The sequence below is a fragment of the Lentiprolixibacter sp. genome, from assembly GCF_982873095.1.
This window is the reverse complement of the sequence record NZ_CEYNTP010000001.1, coordinates 3,029-26,071: the sequence shown is the minus strand read 5'-3', so window position 1 is coordinate 26,071 and position 23,043 is coordinate 3,029. Positions and strand designations below refer to the sequence as shown.

Genomic DNA, 23,043 nt, shown 5'->3' with positions numbered 1-23,043 from the left:
TAAAAAACAGAAATTTATTTTACAGACAATAACCAGGCGTCAGGGGAGTCTTTCCTTCTGATCTGCCTGAGGTCCTCCAAAGCCTGCCTGGGATCCTCGTAGCTGCCATAGGTCACCTGGTGGAGTCCATAGGGGTTAACTCCCAGATAGGCGGCCTTATACCCTTTGGCTTTTAGCTGGCGTATTTTTTTATCGGCATTCGCTCTGACCCGGAAAGCCCCGGCAATGATGTGGTGCATCTTAACCGCCTTCTTTTTTTTCGCAACAGGAAGGACTACGGCGGGTAATTCAAGGGGTTTGGCATTGAAGAAAGTAGCTTCTTCAATATTCCTGTTTACGATCTCCTGCGCCCTAGTGCGTGCCAGCTGATTCTTATCCAGGTTTTCCTCATAGAACCTAAAACCGGTTATACCTGCAGAAAGCGCTAAAAGTACAACGGCGGCATACTTAAGCAATGGCCGAATGGCATTGCCTTGTTTCCGCTCTTCAGGGGTAATGATAAAGGGGATCTTTTCCTCAAGGCTTTCCACTTCCTCTTTCAGCACTTCACGCGTCACCGGGGGCGCAACCACGGAAGCTAATCCAAAGGAGGTGGTGAGATAATTCACCTGATTTTCAGGCTGAAACTGAATTTTCCCCTCTTTATTCAACCAGAGTTCACCCAGTTTGTCCAGCACTAATCGGTTTCCCAGCCGCATTTTTTTCTTCCAACTTTCAGACACCTCCAAAACTTCTTCCAGCATGGCCTCGTAGGAACGATTTTCCGCATTGGCCATGTAGGAAACTAACAACCCATCATTGGAGCCGAGCTGCTCATTGAAAGAAATTTCTTTTGACGGGGGATAGAAGGTGTTTGTAGACTTCTGTATAAAAGCTGATTTTACCTGAGTGAGAAAGGCACCAAAACCCGGTACTACCACACAGTTGTACCGGTAAAGTAATTCTTGTATGTATTGCTCTATGGACATTTTCACAAAGATCAAAAAAAATAAGAGGGCTTCAAACTCCCTTACATAACTTTTTATTAACAGATAATATTGTATTCCCTGTGAAACCAAATTCTGGGTCGTTCCTCACCGAGGACGAGTTACTGGCATTATTACGGTTACAAATAACGCCCCATATCGGGGATCAGACAGCAAAGAAGCTCATATCGATATGTGGAGATGCCGCATCCATCTTCTATATTGGGAAAGAACGGCTACTGAAAAAAATTGGTAAAGGAGGACGTAAACTTGAAGGACTCTTTAATACACAGAGCAGAAAGGCCGCAGAGCAGGAGCTCAGATTCATTCAGCAGCACAATATCCATTGCATTTCCTATAAGTGCCCTGAATACCCTAAATACCTCAAACATTGTCGCGACAGCCCTATCCTCCTTTTTTCAAGGGGTACGTTCGGGTTTTCCAACCAGAAAATTATTAGCATAGTGGGGACCCGTAGCAGTACCCGTTATGGGAACAGCTTTTGTGAAGCATTTATTGAAGCCCTGACCCCCTGGCGTCCTGTAATTATCAGCGGTTTTGCCTATGGCATTGATATTGCTGTTCACAAGGCAGCCATTGGAAATGGCCTGACAACCCTCGCCATTCTTGCCCATGGTTTAAACCGGCTGTACCCGTCTGTGCATTCCCGCTTTGCCCCTAAAATGGAACAAAATGGGGGGTTCATCACAGAATTCTGGAGCCTGAGCAAGCCCGATCGGGAGAATTTTCTAAAACGCAACCGTATCATTGCCGGGATCAGTGAGGCGACCATTCTGGTAGAGTCAGCCGAAAAAGGCGGTGGAATGATCACTGCGAATATGGCCCATGGCTACAACCGGGATGTCTTTGCCGTTCCTGGACGTGTTGGGGATCCGTTTAGTAGGGGGTGTAACCACCTGATCAAGGTACAGAAAGCACATATGTTAACTGCCGTAGAAGACCTTGTCTATATCCTGGGCTGGGACCTTGACACCAGGCAAAACCTTCCCCGGCAGGCAGCACTCTTTGCAAGCCTGGATGAACAGGAGCAACTTATTTTTGAGTATTTGTCCCGGGAAGGGAAACAACTCCTGGATGATATCGCCCTGAATTGCCGTTTGCCGGTTTCCCAAACCGCTACGCTCTTATTTGGTATGGAAATGAAAGGATGCCTTCGTCCGTTGCCGGGGAAATATTTTGAAGTGGTTTAGTGGTGGGAAGTAAGGTATCCCAGCTTTTCGCGGACGCGCCTGAGTACTTGGTTCCCAATAGCACTGGCCCTTCGAGCGCCCTGGGCCAGGATGATATCCAATTCGCCCCGGTTTTCCATGTAATGGGTGAACTTTTCCCGCGCCTCGCCAAATTCCCTTAAAACCACTTCATAGAGGGCCTGCTTGGCATGCCCGTAACCGTAATTTCCGTTGATATAATTCTGGCGCATTGCAGCGACCTCTTCTGGTTTGGCCAGTAATTTATACAATGCAAAAACGTTATCGCTATCCGGATCTTTTGGAGCCTCCAGGGGCTTACTGTCTGTCACGATCCCCATTATTTGCTTCCTTAGCTTTTTGTCGGGCTGGAAGATATTGATAAGGTTCCCTTTGCTTTTACTCATTTTCTGTCCATCGGTACCCGGGACATACATGGTTTCCTCCCGTACCTGGGCTTCGGGCAATACAAAGGTTTCCCCCAGCTGTGTATGAAAACGAGAGGCCACATCCCGCGTCATTTCCAGGTGTTGCAACTGATCTTTTCCCACGGGGACAATATCTGCATCGTATAACAGTATATCCGCAGCCATTAGCATAGGATAGGTGAAAAGGCCGGCATTAACATCGGCAAGCCTGTCTGCTTTATCCTTAAACGAATGTGCCAGGGTTAAGCGCTGATAGGGAAAGAAACAGCTAAGGTACCAGGCCAGTTCCGTTACCTGGGGGACATCGCTCTGCCGGTAAAACACGGTTTTCTCAAAATCCAGTCCAAATGCCAACCAGGCTGCGGCGGTGGCATAGGTATTTTCCTGCAGCTCCTCCCCCTGTTTGATTTGCGTGAGGGAATGCATATCGGCAATGAACAAAAAGGATTCGTTTTCTGGGTTGGCCGCCATTTCCACGGCGGGCATAATGGCCCCCAGAATGTTTCCCAAATGAGGTGTTCCTGTACTTTGAATACCTGTTAAAATTCTTGCCATCCGATATCCTATTTAACAAACAACAAAAGTAAAAGAAATACACTTACCCTGCTAAAATTGTTACATTTGAGCCATGCTCCGCTGGGTGGAAAAAACAGGACAATTCTTTTATCGGCTATGGTTCTACATCCTGGTGGCACTTCCTATCATAATCTTCCTTCCGTTTATTATTCTGGTAGTCCTCTCAGGGAAGACCTATAAACAATTCTTTTGGCTGGCTCGCAATATCTGGGCTACGGTCATACTGTACGGCATGGGTTGTTTTCCACAAATTGAATGGGAAGAGCGGTTGCAACCTGGAAAAAGTTATATGCTGGTAGCCAATCATACCAGTATTTTGGATATTATGCTGATGCTTCGCACAAGCAAAAACCCTTTCGTATTCGTGGGAAAAAAGGAATTAGAGAATATCCCAATTTTCGGTTTTATCTACAGGCGGGTTTGCATCCTTGTGGACCGGCAGGATAGCAGAAGCCGTACTGCGGTATATCGAAGAGCCCAAAAAAGGCTAAACCGCGGCCTGAGCATTTGTATTTTTCCTGAAGGTGGGGTACCTGATGAAGCTGTGGTGCTGGACCAGTTTAAGGATGGTGCATTTAAAATGGCTATAGCCCATGAAATACCCGTAGTGCCCATCACCTTTTTGGATAATAAAAAGCGTTTTCCCTTCAGGTTTTTCAGTGGTGGCCCAGGTCCTTTACGCGTTAAGGTGCATCGCTTCTTGCATACGAAGGACTTAGGAGAGGGAGACAAAATTGCCCTGCGGGAAAAGGCCCGTAACCTCATCCTCAATGACCTCACAGCTTAAACCCACTTATTCCCTACCTTTCAGGTCGGATACGCTAACCCCATCATAGTCCGTAAACTCAAGGGGCTTTTTACCGGTAATACCCTCTGGTATATTTTCCAAAAGCTCAGCAAAGTCGTTGTCATCCATACCTGTAATATAAGATGCAAATTCTTCGGCTTGCTTTTTCTTAGGGAAATATTTCCGGTACATCCTGGAGATAGATTTAAGCATCGGCAAATAAGGCTGCAGGTCGGTGGTGGTTGAAGCCGCTTCACTATCTATCCAGGCGATGGGGATTTTCACAATGCTTTTCTCATCGATCAATGCCGTTCTGAGCAGGAGTTCAATATCAAAAGCGAACTTCTTTTCGATCATGTCCTCAATGATTTTGGGAATGATTTCCGCTTTAAAAGCCTTAAAGCCACATTGTGTATCCACAATATTCCCAAGGTTGGGAATTAAGCGTTTCCAGAGGTATATAAAGAGTTTTCCACGATCATTCCGGCTGCCTTTTTTAATGACAACAGATGTGGGTTTCCTGCGTGATCCTATGGCCACAAGTTTATCTTGCTTGAGTAAGGGGTCAACCAAAAGCATTACCTGCCCCAAATGCGTAGAGAGGTCGGCATCAGTATAGATGACAATATGATTGGCGGAGGTACTTCTTTGAACGGCATCCCACATCCCATAAACAATAGAGCCTCCCTTCTGGCTTTCCCTGGTAGTATTTAGGTTGGCAGCTGGGGGATACTTTTTTCGGATGGCATCTTCCAGGTAGAGGATACGCACTTGCTTGTTCAACTGGTGGGCATCTACAATCTCCTGTGCAATTTTTCCACTCTTCTCCGGGCAGCCGTCATCCACAATGATCAATTCCCACTCCGTCTTAGGCTGATCTTCAAATAACCATTCCAGGTGGCGGACTTTCTTGAGGAGGAAATCTTCACCATGGGGATGCTCACTGCTTTTCCGGATCCTGTTGTGCTCTTTGTATACAGCGAAAACCACGGAGATCTTAAGTGGGGCATCCATCTGTGCGGCCAATATCCTGGATTTAGCCAGCTTTAGTGCTAGTAATATAAAAATGTGGTCCGCCTTGTTCTGTGCAATCAGTCTGGACTCGATCTCTTTGAGTTCTGAGAGGGAATAGCCCTGATCCAGAAGGGCAGCTACGGTTTCGTAAATGAGCTGTGCATGCGTATCGTTGGTAAGGTCCAGTTCTTTCGGACAGGAGGCGATTAGGTTTTCTATCATTTAAATGTTGATATTATATTTTTTATGTTTCAAAAATCAAGGTGCTATTCCTATATACAATTATTCATGTTGGGCAACTTTGGTATATTCTGATTCCACCCGTAAACGGGCCTGTTTTACCAGTTCCTTGAATGCAAAAACCTCATGGCAATTAGAGAATACCGGATCATTCCCCCATAAATGACCGGGATAACCTGTTAACACAGAGGTGTATAACCATTGGTAAGCCTCATCTAAGTTTCCCATTGCCGCATAGGCGGATGCAATATCAAAACTAAACTCCCAGCGTTCCGGCATTTTTTTCCAATCTTTCTTTCTTCGCTCTATGGTTTTATTTAAGAGCCTTATTCCAGCTTCATTTTTCCCCTGCTTCATGTAGAGGTAACCCAGAGTAGTGGTGACGGCTCTGGTGGCAAACAAGTTTTGGGATTCAGGATCGAGTTCAATGGCTTTCTCGTAATAAGGAATGGCCTCGTCAAAACTATTGCCAAAAAGCAGCGTCTCTCCAATATAGGCCTCTAGATAGGCGGGAGCGTCATAGTCCGGGTTTTCTTCCCGTATCTGAATGGCCAGTTCAGTAGCTTTTTTATAATCTTTCAAGCCAGTATACGAATGTACCTGTCCGGCAATTCCCATCAGGCTTTTGGGATCGATCTCCCGGAAACGATTAAAGTATTCCAGTTGTTTGTTGTGATCCTGCAGGTAGAACCAGCACCATCCTGCAAAGCGGTAAGCGACGCCCGGTGCATTTTCGCCACCAAGTTCGATTGATTTTTCCAGATAGGGGAGGGCTAACCCGGGGTTCCCGGTATCAAAATAATTGCGCCCCACCAGCATGAGGATACGTGGATTATCCCCTAAATGTTCCAAAGCTTCCATGAGTACTTTTCGGCTCATGCCATGCCTCCATAGCAGTCGGTATGCTAACACTTCATTACTATAAGCATTGATAAATTTGGGATCCAAGGTTCGAGCTTTCTTTTCATAGGTGATTGCACTGTCAAGGTAATGTTCAAGACTGTTGTCCTGGAAATATTCTCCTAAAAATGACCGGCCAAATTTGTGATTCGTCACGGGATCTTGTCCGTTCAGTTCAAGTGCTTTTCGGAATAGTTCCCTTCCTTTACTCCAGTTATCTTCAGTATCGATTATACTATCACCCTTGGCCAATAAGCTACTCACATTAGCGGTCTGAGGAAAAGCGATTGTGGTGTAAAGTGAAAGAACTACAAACGAAAGAAAAAATCGCGATAGAATCATGGTTGGTGTTTTGAATTCTAGGAAAAAAGTACAAAAAGTATCGCATCAATTTATCTATAAATGTAATACTTATGATTTGTGGGTAATCAGCTTAAAAGGATTTGCCTATCGGATCAGGCTATAGCCGTTGAGGATCAATAAACAAGTAGCCACTGCCATTATCCAAAAATGGATCCCATAACGGTTCTTCGTCGTTGTGGTATCCCCTTTTACAGCAAAAAGGATGGCAGCTGCATAAAGGAACATACTAAGCACGGTAGTAAGGGTAACATTTTCTGATAATCCGGGAATATAACCGGCAAAGGCTATAACGGAAAATGTGGAGGAAGGATCTATAAGGTAGCTCCAGATACCCAGCATGGCTACCGCAATAAGAAGGCAAATCAAGGAGAAAGTAGTATACAATCGTGTTTTTGAGACGGCCATGAAATAAAGCTAGTAAAAACTATACGGATTACCTAAACCTGGCTATAAACAACAATACTCCAGATCGAATAAGCTTATACGTAATCAGGAACACCAGCATCAGGATAAAAGCAACCAGAATTGGCAGATTGGCACCGAATGTATAACTCATCCCCAGGATAAAACCCAAAAGGTATTCCGGAAGGTACAGGGGCATAAAAAAGGAAAGGACTATGGCAACGAGCATCATATATCCCGGTGCCTGGGAACCTAGGGTAAAAAAGACAGACAAAAGGATTCCAAAAACCAATGCCCTGAAGAATCTTATGAATAACAGTTTTCGGGATTTAGGAGTATCCTCCCCAGCGGCCTTCAATAGGTTTTTGTGCATCCAGAATAACAATAAAAAAGTGATCAGGGGAAGAGTAAGTCCACCCCACCAATTAGAGACCCCGGGTAGGTCTTCACTTTGCAGAAGGTAATGGGTAGGCACCCCACCGTGAAAGTGGTCCCACAGCAGATGTGCCCAAATCAGGATGGTGATCAGGGCTGTAATTTGTATCCGTATTTTGAGAGACAATCCTTCTTTCATGTGCAGGTAGATTAGTTTTGTGTAGCCCTGTGCAATCGATCATTTATGGCTTTCCCCATACCCGTATCCGGGAATTTTTCCGCCACGATCATATCCAGCTCCAATTTGTCCAGCTTGTGGAGTACAGCATACAGCCGTGAGGCCGCTTCTTCCAGATTGCCCTGTCTGGATAAGATTTCCTGGGCTTTTATATTAGGGGCCTCCATGGGGTTTTGGAAGAGTACTACGCCGATCTTTTGGTCGGGAAGTGCTGCAATAAACCCGGGGACATCCTCCACCACAACAGTAGTGGTATTTGGGGCATAATGCCGGGCCAGCATACCCGGGGCTTCGGGAACTGTCTCTTTCTTATTGCGGACGACTATTGGACCAACTTCTTTGCTGATATCTTCCACGGTTATGGAACCCAGGCGGTAGAGAACAGGTTCATCCCCTTCGAATCCTACAATAGTAGATTCAATCCCTCTTTTACAGGCCCCGCCTTCCAGTACCATAGACAATCTGCCTTCAAAATAGTTGGCGACATGGCTGGATTCGGTAGGACTAATAGACCCAAAGGGATTAGCGCTGGGGGCTGCCAGCGGGAAATCCAGTTTGCGCAAGAGCTCGAGGGTAACGGGATGGTTAGGCACCCTTACGGCTACCGTATCCTTTCCGGAGGTCACCAGGTCGGGCACCCCGGGTTTCTTTGGCAAGATCAGGGTTAAAGGTCCCGGCCAGAAGCGTTCTGCCAGCACTCTCGCCTTTTCCGGAACGGTTGCCACCACATTTGGCAATTGGTCCGGATCGCTTAAGTGCACAATCAGGGGATTGAAAAAAGGCCGTCGTTTGAGCGCGAAAATCTTCTTTACCGCCTTTTCACTATAGATGTTCCCGGCAAGACCGTAAACGGTCTCCGTTGGGATGGCTACGACGTCTTCGGCGTTTAATAATTCAACAGCCTGGTTGATGTCTCTTGATACTAGCGTCATGTAATGCTTCTATGGTAAGGCCCCTTATGGGGCTGAAGATACCACTTTCCTGATATTGCCTAAAGCAGAATAAGGGGATTAGGGTTTGTTCTAACACCTGATCCCTGGCAGCTTCTATTTATCAGACCAGACAGCCAGTTCATTTCCATTGGGGTCTTTAAAATGAAATCTCCTTCCCCCGGGAAAGGAAAATATGGCCTTACTAATTTGCGCTCCTGCCTTTTGAACCTGCTCTTGAATGGCTTCCAGGTCTGAATGATACAAGACTATGAGGGTTCCATTTACAATAGGTTCTTCGGTGGTCTCAAAACCACCATAAATACCGCTTTCCGCAAAGGAGGTATAGGTAGGGCCATAGTCGGTAAATTCCCATCCGAAGGCGTTGGAATAAAAAGCTTTGGTGTTTTCCAGGTCGTGGGCCTTGAATTCGATATAATCAATGTGGTTGTTAGTCATTGGTTCATCGTTTTAGAGGTTAAAAAATTGATAAGTACGGGTCCATGCTTCGGTATTTCCGGGATCTATTGAAACGTTTTGAAATAATTCTGGACTGATCACATGCTGCCACCCCCAGAGATTCACCTTTTGGGTGGAAAAGCTACCTGTTTCCCGCATCCCGATGCCCGTTTGATGATGTTGCAGCTCCCAGATCGCAGATACGGTCTCCTCGCCATTGAGATGGCTGACAAAAAATTGCTCGTTGGGGATGCCCAGGAAGCTGATTTCATTTTTTCCAATGGCCATTTTCCTTTCCGAATTAACGAGTGCCTGGAATTTATTCTGATCCAGCTCAAAAGGGAATCGCAACAGATAGTCCTTTCCAATGAGGTCCTTTGCAACACCCATGAAATTATGGACATACTCCTCCGTTTCAATGACCTTTCGCCCTTTATTTTCCAATTGGTAAGTTATGATCAGACTGTTTTCTTGAAGCTTGATTTCCTTGTGGAGTTCATAGGCATATCCATTTAAGGTTTCGGAAAGGCAGCTGATAAGCACACTATCCGGAAGTGTTTCAAATTGGAACCGGGCCGGTCTTATTTTGTAGCGTCTGGTAAACTGGTAAGGTTCATCGGTTTTTTTCAAGGCGCCTACCCCAATCTTATGGAACCATTCCCCGGGCTTCGCTTCCTGGAATCCCAGTGCCGTATCGATCCCGAATTCATTGTAAAGGCCTTTTCCGAATAAATTATGATCCACCTGGTCTGTCCGCTCCGTGGCAGTCACCGGAAGGTTGCGATATAGCACCTGAGTGATTTTACCCGTCCAGTCGAACCGGCTAAAGGAATATCCCTCCAGGGGCACATCCAGATGGATTTCAAGAACCTTATTACTCAGGACATGAGGCATATGGGAAATTAAATGAAAATAAGCCCCCTGGTACAAATGACAGGGGGCTTATAGGTATTGGATAATGATTACTTACTTTCCAGAAAGGCATCAAAGCTCTTGAGGGATACGCCCTCAAGGCCTTTCATTTTTTTCTTGAGTTTGGCGTAATCGTCCTTCGCCTGTTGAAAACGCGCCGAAATAAGCTGCAGGTTTTCCAGGTCGGCCTGGGTAGGGGCGTCGTAACTGCTAGCCACCTTGCTGTATAAGTCGGTCATTTTTTCCCTAAGCTGAGGTTCTGCGCTTCCTACGTAATTATCCCCGGTAGTGATCACAAGGGTTTCCTTGAGGGTATTAAGTTTGGAAAGCATTTTTTTGTTGCCTTCCGTTTCCGTTTTGGCGATCATCTCATCCATTTCATACACAAAATACGCCAGCTCCTGCGTCATATCGTAGAGCTCCATGGTGATACGGTTTTTCAGCTCCCGATCTTTTTCAGATAAGGGAGAGTTCTTGTCATACACCAGCTCGAAGCTATGCTCAAAGGTTTCTTTTCCTTTTTTCATCACAGCCTTGTACGTCCCTGCAGGAACCTGGGGAGCTGTGAATCCTCCAAAAGTAAACGTCTTTCCCTTGGCTACTTTTGGCACTTTCCTGGTGTAATTCCAGTTCACGATATTGATTCCCCTGGATTTGCCAGGTCCAATCTCCACGATTTTATTTCCATCCATATCCTGGATCTCCATGGTCATTTTTCCAAACGTATGCCGCTTTTTCAGATAGTACTTGATCTGCAGGTTCTTGGTCTTGCTAGGCCCTACGAACTCAGTTTCCCCACCAAAGTTCCCCGAAAAATTGCTGGTTTCGTTGATAACAGTCGGACTGTTATCAAAAAAGTGGACATTTTTATCCAGGATTTCAGGAGTCAGGGCACGCAGTGGAGAAATATCATCAATTATGATTACCCCCCGGCCATGTGTGCCCATCACCAGGTCATTGGTCTGCTTCTGCAGGTCAATAAAATGTACGGCCACAGCAGGCATATTGTTGGTAAACTTACTCCAGTTTTGTCCTCCATCCAGAGTGATGTACAATCCAAATTCCGTACCGAGGAAGAGGAGGTTGGGGTTGACGTAATCTTCCTGTATGTTCCGGACCGGGCCTTCAACCTCTCCATTGATAATACTGGTCCAGCTGGCCCCATAGTCTGTAGTTTTATATGCATAGGGTGCCATATCATTTTGTGTATGGCCATCAAAAACGGCATATGCAGTACCCTTGTCCAGGGAGCTGGCCTCGATGTGGTAACACCAGGTATTGGCCGGGAGTCCGGAAATGTTTTGAACCGTATTCGTCCAGCTTTTTCCGCCATCCCTGCTCACCTGAACATTGCCATCATCGGTCCCTACCCAGATGATATTTTCATCAAGCGGTGATTCTGCAATGGTAAAAATGGTCGTGTGGTTTTCCGCACCGGAATTATCCACGGATAAGCCTCCTGAAGCTTCCTGATTCTGTTTTGCAGGATCGTTGGTCGTGAGGTCTGGCGATATGATCTCCCAGCTATCGCCCATGTCCTCTGACTTATGCAGGTATTGGCTACCCATATAGAAGCGATCGGGTTGATGCGCACTTATGGCCATGGGCGCATTCCAGTTAAAACGCAATTTTTCCGCCTCCTTGGTGGGCTGGGGTTGGATGGTCTTGATCAGGTTGCGTTCGGTATCTATTCTCCAGACGTTCTCCGCCCCTTGCATTTCTGAATAAATAACAGGTTTGGTAGGATGCTTTAGCACACGGAATCCATCGCCTTGCCCTACCGACTCCCAATCACGGGCATTTACGCCCCCGGGGGAAGAAGAGGGGCCGTACCAGGAACCATTATCCTGAAGTCCACCATACACATTGTATGGTTCTGCGTCGTCCACACTGATGTGGTAAAACTGGGAAAGAGGAAGGTTTTCAACGATTTCCATGGTTGTTCCCCCGTTCCAGGAGCGATAGACGCCACCGTCTGTTCCTACATACATGATGTCTGAATCTTTGATGCTGAAGGCGATATCGTGGATATCGGAGTGCATATTCCCCAGATTTTTGAAGGTTTTACCGCCATCACGGGAAATAGAACCACTCAACCCGCCTTTGACCACTACATTTTCATCCCTGGGATCTACAACGATGCGCGAGAAATAAAAGGGGCGTACGGTAATACCAAAATCGTTGTTTAGTTGTTCCCATGAGGCACCGCCGTCGTTACTTTTGTATAATCCTTTGCGTTCGTCCTTTTCTGCCTCGATCACTGTGTAGAGCACCTGCGGGTTGGTAGGGGCAACGGCAATCGCAAGCCGGCCCAATTTGCCTTCCGGGAACCCATTATGGATCTTATTCCAGGTAGCACCGCCATCTGTGGATTTGTAGAGGGCACTATTTGCCCCGCCTGATTCAAAGGACCAGCCGGTGCGGCGAAATTCCCACATGGAGGCATACAGGGTGTTCGGGTCAGCGGGATCCATAGCCAGATCTGCACAACCTGTCTTGGGATTTACATAGAGCAGCTGCGTCCAGGTGGCACCCCCATCAGTAGATTTATATACCCCTCTTTCTTCACTATCCCCCCAAAGTGCTCCAAGCACGCCCACATAAACTTCCTGGGAATTATTTGGGTTAACGATGATGTTGGCAATACGTTCTGATTTCTCAAAACCGACCTTCTTCCAGTTGGCCCCTCCATCTGTGGTTTTGTACAGGCCGTCTCCGATAGATACCGAATTCCTTGTCCAGGTTTCCCCGGTACCCACATAGATCGTATTGTCCGGATCGTTGGGATCAATTTCCACAGCCCCGATAGACTGGCAATAGTCGTCGAATATGGGATTAAAGGTAGTTCCTGCGTCGTTTGATTTCCAAACGCCGCCTCCCGCGGTTCCTGCATAAATTACCCTGGGATTGGAAGGGTGAACTTCCATATCATTTATCCGCCCACTCATCAGGGCGGGTCCAATATGACGGGCTCTAAGATCGCCAAAAATTTTAGAGGCATCTATGCCCGATTGTGCTTGCGCACTACATAGCATGGGGAACACAAGCCCCAATACAATTAGGAATACTGTGTTTGATTTCATTGTGGTCTCGTATTTATAAATATGGCCCTAAAATTTAGGGCCATAATAAGTGATTGCAACAGATTAATTTTTTTCCTCGGGTGCTATTTCCTCGGGAAAGCTAAAAGCAGCATCTTCAACCTCGGGATTGAGCTCTATGCTATCAAAACTCATGGGATTTGAAGGCCCGCCTTTTACGCCAGTAGTCATTGAAAAAGCGAAATAGAGGCCTTCTACTTCCTGGTAGTCGCTAAAAGTGATTTCCTGGGTCATGCCCTTTGCTTGCCCTGCCTTAATTTCTGTCTGAACGGCAAGGGGGACATAATTCTCGGTATCGAAAAAGTAGAAACTTATATCCTGTTCCTCATTCCCATCTATAGTTAAAGGTTCTTTGATCAACTTTAATTTATAGGTCTCTGTTCCTTCAATTTCTTCTGTGCCCAAATATTCCACGGTATATCCTTTTTCCTTGTAGTCTATAAAGGAATCCGGAAAATCATTGGTGTTCAGTTTAAAATTGGCCGTAGTTTCGGCATCATTCTTTTCTGCCTTCATGGTCATAAAATTGTGGCCCCAGAGTACATCGCCGTCAAAAACACCTTGTTTAAACTCCTTACCCTGGAAGGTGATGGTCGTCATTTGCCGGCCATCTTTCAATTGAATGATTTCGAGAGGGATCTCCATCCCTCCCTGGTTCACTTTGGCTTTCATTTTAATGCCCGTAAGGCTTTTCCACTGTTCCAGACCGCCGGTATTTTCGAAGTAATTATCCAGGATTTCATCAACGGACTGCGCCTGGGTGGGAACGGCCACAAATAGTGTAATCATGGCCAGAATAAGGGATATTTTTTTCATCATAAAATTTTTTGGATTACTGTTATCTAGGTATTGGTCTCATGGAGGAGACCATTGTTACAAATAAGCTAAGAAGATATGAAAAAGAAGGGAAATCAACCCTATATTTTGAGGTTAATAATTAAATATTTGGAATGGAATTTTTAATGTGAATAGAACGTTTGGATGAACAGATTAACCCCAAAATTTCTAAATCTTCAAACGGAGTATTGCCTATGTTTTCCTGCGCTTATTTTTATAGCTTAAAACAAAAAGAATCCCTACTATAATAAAAGGCAGGGTAATCATGGCAATGATCCCCAGGCTCATCCCAAACGACTCATTCATGCGGTAGTTGTGTATGAAGACCAAGGGACTCATAATCACACCAATCAGTATAAAGATGATCGCACCTATTTTCTCCCACTTCCAGGCTACCAGAAGTATGGCCAGCAATATAAATGAGGGGACGAGATGTATCAGAAATGCCAATAACTGTTGCCCTAATGTACGTCCTGGTTCAAAGGCATCCAGGGCAAATAGGCTGATAAACATAATCGCCAGGATGCAGAGGACCCTGGGGGTCCAATATAAAATTTTAACCTTCCTGCTCATTGATCAATAATTCGCTTGATGCTCATGAAGGGACTCCTGATCAGGAACAGGAAAGATTGTTTTTTGGCTCCCTCAAACTCCTTAAGGCCGTAATTGATCTCTTCGACAGGCTTTGTCCGAAACGTTCCGAACAAGCGGTCCCAGATAACAAATAGGGTCCCGTAGTTAGAATCTGTAAAGTGCTGGTCCTGTTCGTGGTGTACCTTGTGAAAATTGGGCATCAAAATCAACCAGCCCAGGGCCTTGTCCAGGAATGCTGGATAACGGATGTTGGTATGCTGGAAAAAAAAGGCGGGAATAACCAGGAACAGGAAGATGTTCATAGATAGGATATCCAGCCCGAATAACACGCACAGCATCAGCTCCCCAAAAGTGAAATAAAAAAGCTCTGTGGGATACTGCCTTAAAGCGGTGGAAGCATCCATGGCTGTATCGCTGTGGTGTACCCTGTGGAAACGCCAAAGGACCGGGACCTTATGGTCGAACCGATGGAACCAGTAATCCGCGAAGTCAATAATAAAAACACCGACAATTACTTTCAGGGCAAAAGGGACTTCAATCCAGTTAAAAAGCCCAAAATTGTTCTCGTCAATGAAATCGAAGGCGGTAACGATCATCAGGCCAAAGAGGGACCCCATGAGAATTACGATAATTTGAAAGAGTAAACTTTCGAACAAGTGGGTCAGCTTGCCTTTGAAGCTGATCGGGCGGATAAAGGCCATTTCCATGGAAAAAAATACCACAATCAAACCAATTAAGATATAATTGGGGTCGATGGCCAGGAGCTGGTTCAAGGTTTCCATTGTTTATTTGTTAAAGGTTGGTTGTATCTATTCGTTTAGCTGTTCAAAACAGCCAATACCCGCTCCGGTGTAAAGGGCAGGTGGCGCAATCGTTTACCCGTGAGTTTTAAAAATGCATTTGCAATCGCACCAGCTACCATCGGGGTAGCGGTTTCTCCCACACCTTCGGGGATCTCATTGGAATCCAGCAGTACGGTTTCGATGCTATCCGGGATATCCTGCATCCGCAAAAGCGGGTAATTGTGGTAGTTGGATTGTTGTACCTTCCCATTTTCAATGGTGATCTGCTCTTTGAGGACACTGCTCATCCCCATGATAATACCACCTTCCATCTGGGCCTTGACATTATCCGGCTGTACCACCACACCTGCATCCAGGGCAATCCAGAAATGGTGGACCTTTATTTGCCCGCTGCTGCGGTCGACTGAAATTTCGCAAATTCCGGTTCCCAGGGAGCCGTGTTCCACAAAGGAAACTCCCTTGGCCCGCCCTTCTTCAACAGGAGCATCCCATTGGGCCATTTCGGCTGCTTTATCCAGGGTAGCAAGTGCCCTGGGTGAATCAGCCATCAGTTTCCTTCTAAGGGCAACCGGATCCATACCCTGTTCAAAGGCTACTTCATCGAGCATAGCTTCTATGGCGAATTTATTCGGGCCATGCCCAACGGCACGCCAGTGTTTCAGTCGGATCCCATGTGAGGCTTCCCGCCATTCTACCAGTTGATTGGGAATATTATAATGGTCATTCCGGGCGCCGCTGGCCACCAGGTGCCCACCATCTCCGATCACACAATGCCTTAACCCTGTAATATTCCCCTGGGTATCAACATTTGCCTCCAGTCGCTGGAGGGACAAGGGACGGAAGGCGCCATAACCCACATCGTCCTCGCGGGTCCAAAGCAATTTCACCGGAAGGGGCGCCATCACCCCGGCAAGCCGGGCGCATTCCTCAACGAAATCGTTCATGCTCCTACGACCAAAACCGCCTCCTAAATATTGCAAATGCACATTGACCTTCTCCGGAGGTATGCCAAGGACTTCCGGCACGCCCAGTTTCGTGTCCGGACCCTGCTGGCTCCCTACCCATACTTCAGCGCTTCCCCAGTCTTCTGCAACCTGAATTACAGCGTTGAGGGGTTCCATCTGTGCATGGTAGACATAGTCGTTTTTAAAATCTACCGTGTAAGTTTTTGCAGCCGTTTGAGATGCAGAATTTACATCACCCACCTCGTTGATGATTTTACCCTTTTTGGCCTGTTTGGCAATCCTTTCGTATTTGGTAAAAGCCTCTTGTGAATTGAAACCTGATGCCTGTGCTTCGCTCCATTTTATTTGAAGGCGTTTCTTGGCTTCCAGGGCCTGTTCCAGCGTTTGGGCTACAATACCAACAGCATAATCAAAAGGGACGAGTTTGAGTACTCCCTCAAGGGCCAGGATCTCATCTGCGTTTTCCAATGTAGGTACTGCCCCATGAAGGTTGCCGCGTTCCAGGACACCGTAGACCATATCCGGGAGACGCAGGTCTATGGCAAACTGTGCACTGCCATCACTTTTTGAGGGTATTTCTGTGCGGGGGATATCGGCCCCCACCAACTTGAAATCCTTCCGGTCTTTCAGTCCGCCTTCTGAAAAATCGGGAAGGTTTTCAGGAACTTTCAACACAGGGACCAGCTCCCCGTAGCTCATTTTTTTACCAGATGCTTCATGGAACACTTCACTGTTATTGGTTGAGGTTTCAGTAAGCGGCACGCCCCAATGCTCCGCGGCAGAATACCTCAATATATGTCGGGCCTGGGCTCCTGCCCTTCGCATTACGGGGTAGTAGCTTTTGGTAGTCCGGCTGCCCACAGTAAACATAAGCTTGCTACCGGGGGCCCAACCTTCAGAGCCATAGATGTCGGATTCCTGGGGAGAAAATTCCACTTTTACGCGCGACCAGTCGGCATCCATTTCTTCTGCAAAGAGCAGGGGCAATGAGGTCATAGAGCCCTGTCCCATTTCAGCCGCCGGATTGTAAATGGTAAGCTCACCGTCCTCGGTGATCTGTACCCAGGCGGTGATAGGGTGTTTTTCAAGTTGTTCCTGTATGCGTTTTTGGTCCTTACAGGAGATCAGTTGTGGAAGCAAACCCGATACGCCTATGAACATGGCTACCCCACTGGTAGATTTCAAAAAGTCGCGTCGGGTGAAAGCTCTGTTGGCTGCTGTTGAGAGTTGATTCTTCATAGGGATTTCAGCTTAATGGTTGGGAACTGTTTGCTGCGCTCTCAATAGCTTTTACAACGCGCATATAGGTGCCACAGCGGCAAAGTACAGGACTCATGTAGGTCTTGATTTCTTCCCGGCTGGGCCTCGGGTTTTCTTTTAGTAGTGCTGCTGCCTGCATGAGCTGTCCGGATTGGCAATACCCGCACTGGGGTACCTGCTCCTCCTCCCAGGCCTGTTGCAAAGGGTGGTCCCCATTTTCTGACAGGCCTTCGATTGTAGTAATTTCTTGTCCGCCGGTTACCCCGTCAACAGGGAGGATACAGGCTTTCGCTGGATTACCGTCAACATGGATGGTACAGGTCCCGCACTGGGCAATCCCACAACTGTATTTGGTCCCTGTAAGTCCCAGGTGTTCCCTGAGCACCCACAGGAGTGAAGTGCCCTGGGCAACTTCCACCTCATAATCCTGGGCGTTGACGCGTAGGGTATAGGTTGGCATATCGTTGGTTTTAGGCTTCTTAAGTTACATAAAAATGGATGGAAATGATCCCCTTGAGGAGGATTTACACATACACTATTGTTTTTTGAACATATCCCCAAAAAGTTCCAATTCGTCAACCCTGCCCTCGTTGTTTAGGTTGAATGTGAACATAATATTGTCCCTGAACCGGTTGTCTTTGTCTGACCGGAAGGTATCGTAATGCCAATGGCTGGCTTTGAGGGTATGTCTGTTGTTGAGGGATAGAATAAGTTCATTGTTATTGACTGTAACCTGGATTTCTCCCCAAATGTCATTGTTATAGTTTCCGGTATAGTCATTAAGAGCCAGGGAGGGTGAGGTATTGGGTATTCGCTCTTTTTCCCTTTTTTCGGCAGCTTCTTTATTTTTTTGCTTCAAGTCTGTGTAAAGTTCAAAGATTTCACTGTGCCAATCCCTGCTATTGTCATCAAAGGCAAAGAGGTCCATAGCCTTATACAGAATAGCATGCCGCAGTTCTGCATGGTCCATATTCGCAAAAACATACACAGCCACATTCTTGTCGTGCATTATACCTGTGATCGCAATAAGTCCGGGCAAGCTGCCGGTATGAAAATCCAGTTTATGACCCCGGTAGTCGTGCTGGAACCAGCCCAGGCCGTAGGTTATCCAATTGGGCTTGGTGAGTTTAAGAGTCGGATAAAAACTGGATGCTGTCAGTAGTGCCTGGGGTTGGAAAAGGTACTTGAAAGTGGCGGGTTTGATCAGGGTATCATTTTCAAATACCCCATCGTTAACGAGGAATTTGAGGTAGTTGGCAACATCATCAGCCGAAGACCACATCATCCCTGCTGCACCAATCTGGTCAGACAAGGTGTGTGCGACCCGAACCGGGTTGGATTCCTCGTCATAATCATAAGGGATGGCGTAATTGCCTGCTTTGTAAATGTTCCTGGCTTTGGTTAAGGTCCTTGACATATTGATAGGCTTCAGGATATGTTCTTCCACGAATGCGCCCCATTCCTTACCACTTACGGCAGCAATAACCTCACCTGCCACTGCGTACATCAGGTTATTGTAGGCATTGCCTCCCCGTAAAGGATATCCCTTCTCTACCTTACTGAACCGTTTCAGGGTCTCCTTGGTGGAAACACTGTCTATTGCCCAGAGCAAATCGGCGGGTCTAATACCCAGGTTGTGTGTTAAGAGGTCTTTAACCCTGGCCTCTCGGGTGATGTAGGGATCGGATAATTGAAAATCCGGCAGGTGTTTCTGAACCTTATCGTCCCAGTTCAACTTGCCCTGGTCCACCAGGATTCCCAGGGCCATGCAAACAATTGCTTTTGTGGTGGAAGCCATACTAAACAGGGTAGCCCCATTCACGGGCTCTTGTGAATCCAGATTTTTAACACCGTACACCTCTTTGAAAACCACTTCCCCATCCTTCACCACTACTGTGGTAAGTCCGGGAATTTTCCAGTCCTTCATCCCAAGCCGGATCATATCATCCAGGGCTTTATTCTTGTCGGTTTGTGCACTTCCAGCGGGACTGAAACAAATAAGAAAAATCAGCAATGAAAAGGAGGAGATAATTTTCATAAGGTCTTAGGTTGATTAGGTTTAAAAGGTAGGAAAAATTAAGATGTTCCTGAAAGGCACTTACCCAAGGAATTCCAATAAAGACTAACGGACAGGACTTCTCGATTTGGACGAAAGCGCCCAAAGCCCAAGCACAGGCCCTAAAACCAGGGGCATATACAAATAAGTGCGTGGGATCGTTTCAACCAGCACCGTCAGCAGCTGAATGCTAAGGATGGTAATGGCAAAACCCAGGCAATTTACTATCGTGAGTGCCGTACCCTTGTTGTTTGCGAGCGCATTTTTGGCCACCAGGGTGGAAAATAGCGGGGAATCTGAAATCACTACCATCCCCCAGAACAGCAGGAATATCAAAAGCACCCATTCTGATGCAAGTGAGAAGAAAAGGGGTGAAACAAGGCAGCACATGCAAGAACTCAGGAGAGAGATAAACGCGATCTTTTTTGGGCCCCATTTCAGGGAGAGATACCCCCCGATCACACAAGATAATCCGCCTATGGCAATGATCAGAAAGGAATAGAAGGACACCTCGAATACGGCCTCCGGGTGGAGCGACTTATAGAACGTAAGCATTACCGGTACAAAAGCCCAGAAGGCATAAAGTTCCCACATATGGCCAAAGTAGCCAAAGGCAGCTGACCGAAAACCAGGGGATTTGAAAACCTTGTAAATGACAGTCAGGTCGAGTTGATCGCTCCTCCTTCGATATGGTCCGTTAGGCACGAACACAAACATCATAAGGCCACCCAGGGCAGCCAGGGAAGAGGTGGTGTATACCACGAGCCTCCAGGGCAGTTCCTGTCCAAAACTCTTGATCAGATGGGGAAAAGCCGTACCCAAAACCAGGGCCCCGACCAGGTAGCCCAGGGATTTTCCCAGGCCTTTATCGTAATAGTCAGCCGCTATTTTCATCCCAACCGGATAAATACCAGCGAGGAAAAATCCAGTGAGGAAACGCAGCAGGAACAGACTGTAATAGGTATTTCCTTCCCATGCCATCCCGAGATTGAACAGTCCGCCCAGAAGGGCACTGATCAGGAATACTCGCGAAGGCGAAAACCTGTCGGCCACGGTTAGGAAAGCAAAAAGCAATGTGCCGGAAATAAAACCAAACTGTACAGCAGAAGTGAGGTTCCCGAGCGCCGATGCATTGAGGGAAAACACCTCAAGAAGGTCCTGCATTACCCCGTTTCCTGCAAACCAAAGTGAGGTACAAAAGAATTGCGACAGGACAATTACCGGCAGTATGTGTTTGGGTATCTTCAATACTTCGCTAGTGGGGACGGAAAAACGAAGTGCTCTCCACCCTATTGGTCAGTTGTGCCTTGGTATTCCCTATTCTGTTTTCATAAGGCTAATTGCAAACCCACCCCCTTCTGCGAGGTCAATGCTCAGGCTGCTTTCGCTGGTGGCCTCAAATTCTTCAATCGTGATAGCGGTTGGATTCGTACGGTAATGTGCATCCGGACCATCCTTATAGAGGATAGCGCTGTACGACTGGCCTTCAGGAAGGAAATCAAAGGCAAGGTTGATTTCCCTTGCATTTTCGTTGGTAATACCACCCACGAACCAGTTGCCGGTTTCCCGTTCTTCCCTGGCAATGGTAACAAAATCTCCTACTTCCCCATTCAGCACTTTGGTTTGCTCCCAATCGACCCCCACATCCCTGATGAACTGAAAGGCGGGCTGCCCCTCGTAATTTTCAGGAAAATCACAGGCCATTTGTATCGGGCTGTAAATGACTACAAACAAAGCTAATTGTTGTGCTATTGTAGTATTTATCTGGTTATTGGGCTTAAGTGGCAGGCTAATTTCAAATACGCCGGGCGTAAAATCTATGGGCCCTGCTAACATACGCGTAAAGGCCACAATAGGCAGATGTTCAGGGGGGTTGCCACCATCTGTTGACCAGGCATTGAATTCCTGCCCCCTCAGCCCTTCACGTGCTATAGCATTCGGATAGGTCCGTCTTAATCCGGTGGCTTTGATGGGCTCGTGGGCGTTGATGGCAATTTCATATCCTGCAGCCGTTTCCAGTACTTTTCGGTAATGGTTTACCATCCATTGCCCGTGGTGGTATTCTCCCTTAGGGATGATTTTCCCCACATACCCGGTTTTTACGGAATGAATCCCCAGCTCTTTCATCAGGGCGTAGGCCGTATCCAATTGTTGTTCATAGGTACGCGGTGCGGCAGAAGTTTCGTGGTGCATGATGATATCCACCCCTTTTTCCTTCCCATATCGAACCACCTCCTGCAGGTCATAATCTGGATAGGGGGTGATAAAATCAAAAACACCCTCCCGGTCTTCAAATCCGATCCAGCGTTCCCAGCCCGTATTCCATCCTTCCACAAGGATCCCCCTGATGTTGTTTTTGGCGGCAAAATCGATATAGCGTTTGGTGTTATCGGTTGTGGCGCCGTGGTTGCCATGGGGCCTTCCATCCTTAGTCCAGGTGCCCATATCCTGGGAGCCGGCGTAATCCCAGGTTGAGGTCCCAACGTGCATTTCCCACCAGATCCCCATGTATTTCTGAGGCTCAAACCAGGACACGTCTCCAAGTTTGTTGGGTTCGTTGAGGTTGACAATCAAATTACAAGCGATGAGTTCAGCAGCTGTGTCTGCAATTTGAATGGTTCTCCAAGGTGTTTTAAAAGGAAGTGCTCTTTTCACTTTATACCCTGTCCTTTCTGAACCTACCAGCTCGCTTGTCAACTTAAGATTTTCCCCATCCACCTTCAACGTCATTCCTGAATAATCGGTGAGGTTGGCTTCGTGGAAGCTGAGGTGCGTACCCGATTCCATGCGCATGGTCACTGGGGTATTGACAGCATTTTCAGGGATATAAGATGATGCGAGATCAGGGTGATCCCTTTTGGAGAGGGCATCGATCTCTGAAACCTTTGTGGTGGTATAGAGGTGTTCATAGATATCCCAGTCGCCCGGTATCCACCAGGCCATGTGGTCTCCTGTCAATTGAAATTCTGTGTTTTCATCCATAATGGTGAGGGAATCCACGCCTTCCTGAGGCAGGAATTCATACCGGAAGGCCACCCCGTCGTCATAGGCACGGAAATACACATTGAGTTTTCGTCCGGGGGTGTTTTGCTCTTCCAGCATTATTAAAAGTTCATTTCCATGGTTTACGACCTCTCGCTGTTCCCCCCAGGGCATTTCCCAGGTTTCGTTTATGGTGTTTTGTTCGGTACCGAGGAGGCTAAAACCGCTGCTCAGGGATTCCTGGTCTTTAAAATCGAATCCCATTTTCGAATTGCCAATGACTACTTCCTCCCCATGGACTACGGAGTACATTGGCTCCCCTTTTTCAGTGAGCTGGAAGGTTATGGTATTCACCCCATTTGGTGAAGTGACAACTGTTGCGCTTTCTTTTTCACAGGAGGATGTGATCAGTATTATGGAAAATAGAGAGAGCAGGGATATTTTTTTCATAGAAAATGGGCTATTGTTCAGTTCGTCAAGTTAATCATTATTAAAGGCGTTTCATAGTAGTAATGTAAGTCTTCCTGCCCCTGGATGATGTGAAGGAATATTATTATTGAGCCTGATCTGCCTCTGAGGCGGGCGGGGAATTAAAAAGAAACTTTTTTATTTGCCATTTATCGCCCTCTACCTTTACCCAGTGGGTCAT

At 46.8% G+C, this 23,043-nt stretch carries 20 protein-coding genes; 2 read left to right on the top strand and 18 right to left on the bottom strand.

All coding sequences use genetic code 11. From position 1 onward, the window contains the following. Positions 1-14 precede the first annotated feature (14 nt). A complete protein-coding gene (locus tag AC4E7D_RS00125; protein ID WP_490171763.1) occupies positions 15-968 on the bottom strand; it encodes an HU domain-containing protein in 954 nt (317 codons plus the stop codon). Between the two features lie 80 nt (positions 969-1,048). Here AC4E7D_RS00125 and dprA point away from each other — a divergent pair, with 80 nt between their 5' ends. Further along, complete coding sequence (dprA, locus tag AC4E7D_RS00120) at positions 1,049-2,176, top strand: DNA-processing protein DprA (RefSeq protein ID WP_490171762.1); 1,128 nt, start codon at positions 1,049-1,051, stop codon at positions 2,174-2,176. Here dprA and trpS read toward each other — a convergent pair. Further along, positions 2,173-3,156, bottom strand: a complete 984-nt coding sequence (trpS, locus tag AC4E7D_RS00115; RefSeq protein ID WP_490171761.1) for a tryptophan--tRNA ligase — start codon at positions 3,154-3,156, stop codon at positions 2,173-2,175. The two genes, dprA and trpS, sit on opposite strands and share 4 nt — an antisense overlap. Before the next feature lie 73 nt (positions 3,157-3,229). Here trpS and AC4E7D_RS00110 point away from each other — a divergent pair, with 73 nt between their 5' ends. After that, complete coding sequence (locus tag AC4E7D_RS00110) at positions 3,230-3,964, top strand: lysophospholipid acyltransferase family protein (protein WP_490171760.1); 735 nt, start codon at positions 3,230-3,232, stop codon at positions 3,962-3,964. Positions 3,965-3,970: 6 nt separating this feature from the next. Here AC4E7D_RS00110 and AC4E7D_RS00105 read toward each other — a convergent pair whose 3' ends face one another. The 16 genes from AC4E7D_RS00105 to AC4E7D_RS00030 all read right to left on the bottom strand — a co-directional run bounded on the left by AC4E7D_RS00105 (position 3,971) and on the right by AC4E7D_RS00030 (position 22,844). Then, positions 3,971-5,200: a glycosyltransferase gene (locus AC4E7D_RS00105; RefSeq protein WP_490171759.1), complete on the bottom strand. Its 1,230-nt coding sequence runs from the start codon at positions 5,198-5,200 to the stop codon at positions 3,971-3,973. Positions 5,201-5,260: 60 nt separating this feature from the next. Then, on the bottom strand, positions 5,261-6,460 hold the full coding sequence (locus AC4E7D_RS00100; RefSeq protein ID WP_490171758.1) for a tetratricopeptide repeat protein: 1,200 nt from the start codon (positions 6,458-6,460) through the stop codon (positions 5,261-5,263). 105 nt (positions 6,461-6,565) lie between these two features. Further along, positions 6,566-6,886, bottom strand: a complete 321-nt coding sequence (locus tag AC4E7D_RS00095; protein WP_490171757.1) for a hypothetical protein — start codon at positions 6,884-6,886, stop codon at positions 6,566-6,568. Between the two features lie 28 nt (positions 6,887-6,914). Continuing rightward, positions 6,915-7,457 carry a hypothetical protein gene (locus AC4E7D_RS00090; RefSeq protein ID WP_490171756.1) on the bottom strand — a complete coding sequence of 181 codons (543 nt, stop codon included), beginning with the start codon at positions 7,455-7,457 and terminating at the stop codon, positions 6,915-6,917. Between the two features lie 11 nt (positions 7,458-7,468). Next, entirely contained in the window at positions 7,469-8,428 is a 960-nt protein-coding gene (locus AC4E7D_RS00085) for an L-threonylcarbamoyladenylate synthase (protein WP_490171755.1), read from the bottom strand. Positions 8,429-8,542: 114 nt separating this feature from the next. Next, a complete protein-coding gene (locus AC4E7D_RS00080) occupies positions 8,543-8,884 on the bottom strand; it encodes a VOC family protein (RefSeq protein WP_490171754.1) in 342 nt (113 codons plus the stop codon). A gap of 12 nt (positions 8,885-8,896) precedes the next feature. Beyond that, positions 8,897-9,778, bottom strand: a complete 882-nt coding sequence (locus AC4E7D_RS00075) for a hypothetical protein (protein ID WP_490171753.1) — start codon at positions 9,776-9,778, stop codon at positions 8,897-8,899. Positions 9,779-9,846: 68 nt separating this feature from the next. Beyond that, positions 9,847-12,879, bottom strand: coding sequence for a WD40/YVTN/BNR-like repeat-containing protein (locus tag AC4E7D_RS00070; RefSeq protein WP_490171752.1), 3,033 nt, complete (start codon positions 12,877-12,879; stop codon positions 9,847-9,849). Positions 12,880-12,942: 63 nt separating this feature from the next. Beyond that, the gene (locus tag AC4E7D_RS00065) at positions 12,943-13,713 is read right to left on the bottom strand and encodes an outer membrane lipoprotein-sorting protein (protein WP_490171751.1); all 771 of its coding nucleotides are present in this window, start codon (positions 13,711-13,713) and stop codon (positions 12,943-12,945) included. 213 nt (positions 13,714-13,926) lie between these two features. Continuing rightward, positions 13,927-14,307 (bottom strand): DUF7670 domain-containing protein, encoded by a 381-nt coding sequence (locus tag AC4E7D_RS00060; protein ID WP_490171750.1) that lies wholly within the window; start codon positions 14,305-14,307, stop codon positions 13,927-13,929. After that, on the bottom strand, positions 14,304-15,110 hold the full coding sequence (locus AC4E7D_RS00055; protein ID WP_490171749.1) for a sterol desaturase family protein: 807 nt from the start codon (positions 15,108-15,110) through the stop codon (positions 14,304-14,306). Before AC4E7D_RS00055 ends, AC4E7D_RS00060 begins: the two co-directional genes overlap by 4 nt. A gap of 35 nt (positions 15,111-15,145) precedes the next feature. Beyond that, the gene (locus AC4E7D_RS00050) at positions 15,146-17,335 is read right to left on the bottom strand and encodes a xanthine dehydrogenase family protein molybdopterin-binding subunit (protein WP_490171748.1); all 2,190 of its coding nucleotides are present in this window, start codon (positions 17,333-17,335) and stop codon (positions 15,146-15,148) included. Between the two features lie 7 nt (positions 17,336-17,342). Beyond that, entirely contained in the window at positions 17,343-17,816 is a 474-nt protein-coding gene (locus AC4E7D_RS00045) for a (2Fe-2S)-binding protein (protein WP_490171747.1), read from the bottom strand. Between the two features lie 75 nt (positions 17,817-17,891). Continuing rightward, positions 17,892-19,394 carry a serine hydrolase gene (locus AC4E7D_RS00040; RefSeq protein WP_490171746.1) on the bottom strand — a complete coding sequence of 501 codons (1,503 nt, stop codon included), beginning with the start codon at positions 19,392-19,394 and terminating at the stop codon, positions 17,892-17,894. An 84-nt stretch (positions 19,395-19,478) separates the two neighbouring features. Further along, complete coding sequence (locus AC4E7D_RS00035; protein ID WP_490171745.1) at positions 19,479-20,660, bottom strand: MFS transporter; 1,182 nt, start codon at positions 20,658-20,660, stop codon at positions 19,479-19,481. A gap of 69 nt (positions 20,661-20,729) precedes the next feature. After that, positions 20,730-22,844 carry a glycoside hydrolase family 97 protein gene (locus AC4E7D_RS00030; RefSeq protein WP_490171744.1) on the bottom strand — a complete coding sequence of 705 codons (2,115 nt, stop codon included), beginning with the start codon at positions 22,842-22,844 and terminating at the stop codon, positions 20,730-20,732. Between the last annotated feature and the right edge of the window lie 199 nt (positions 22,845-23,043).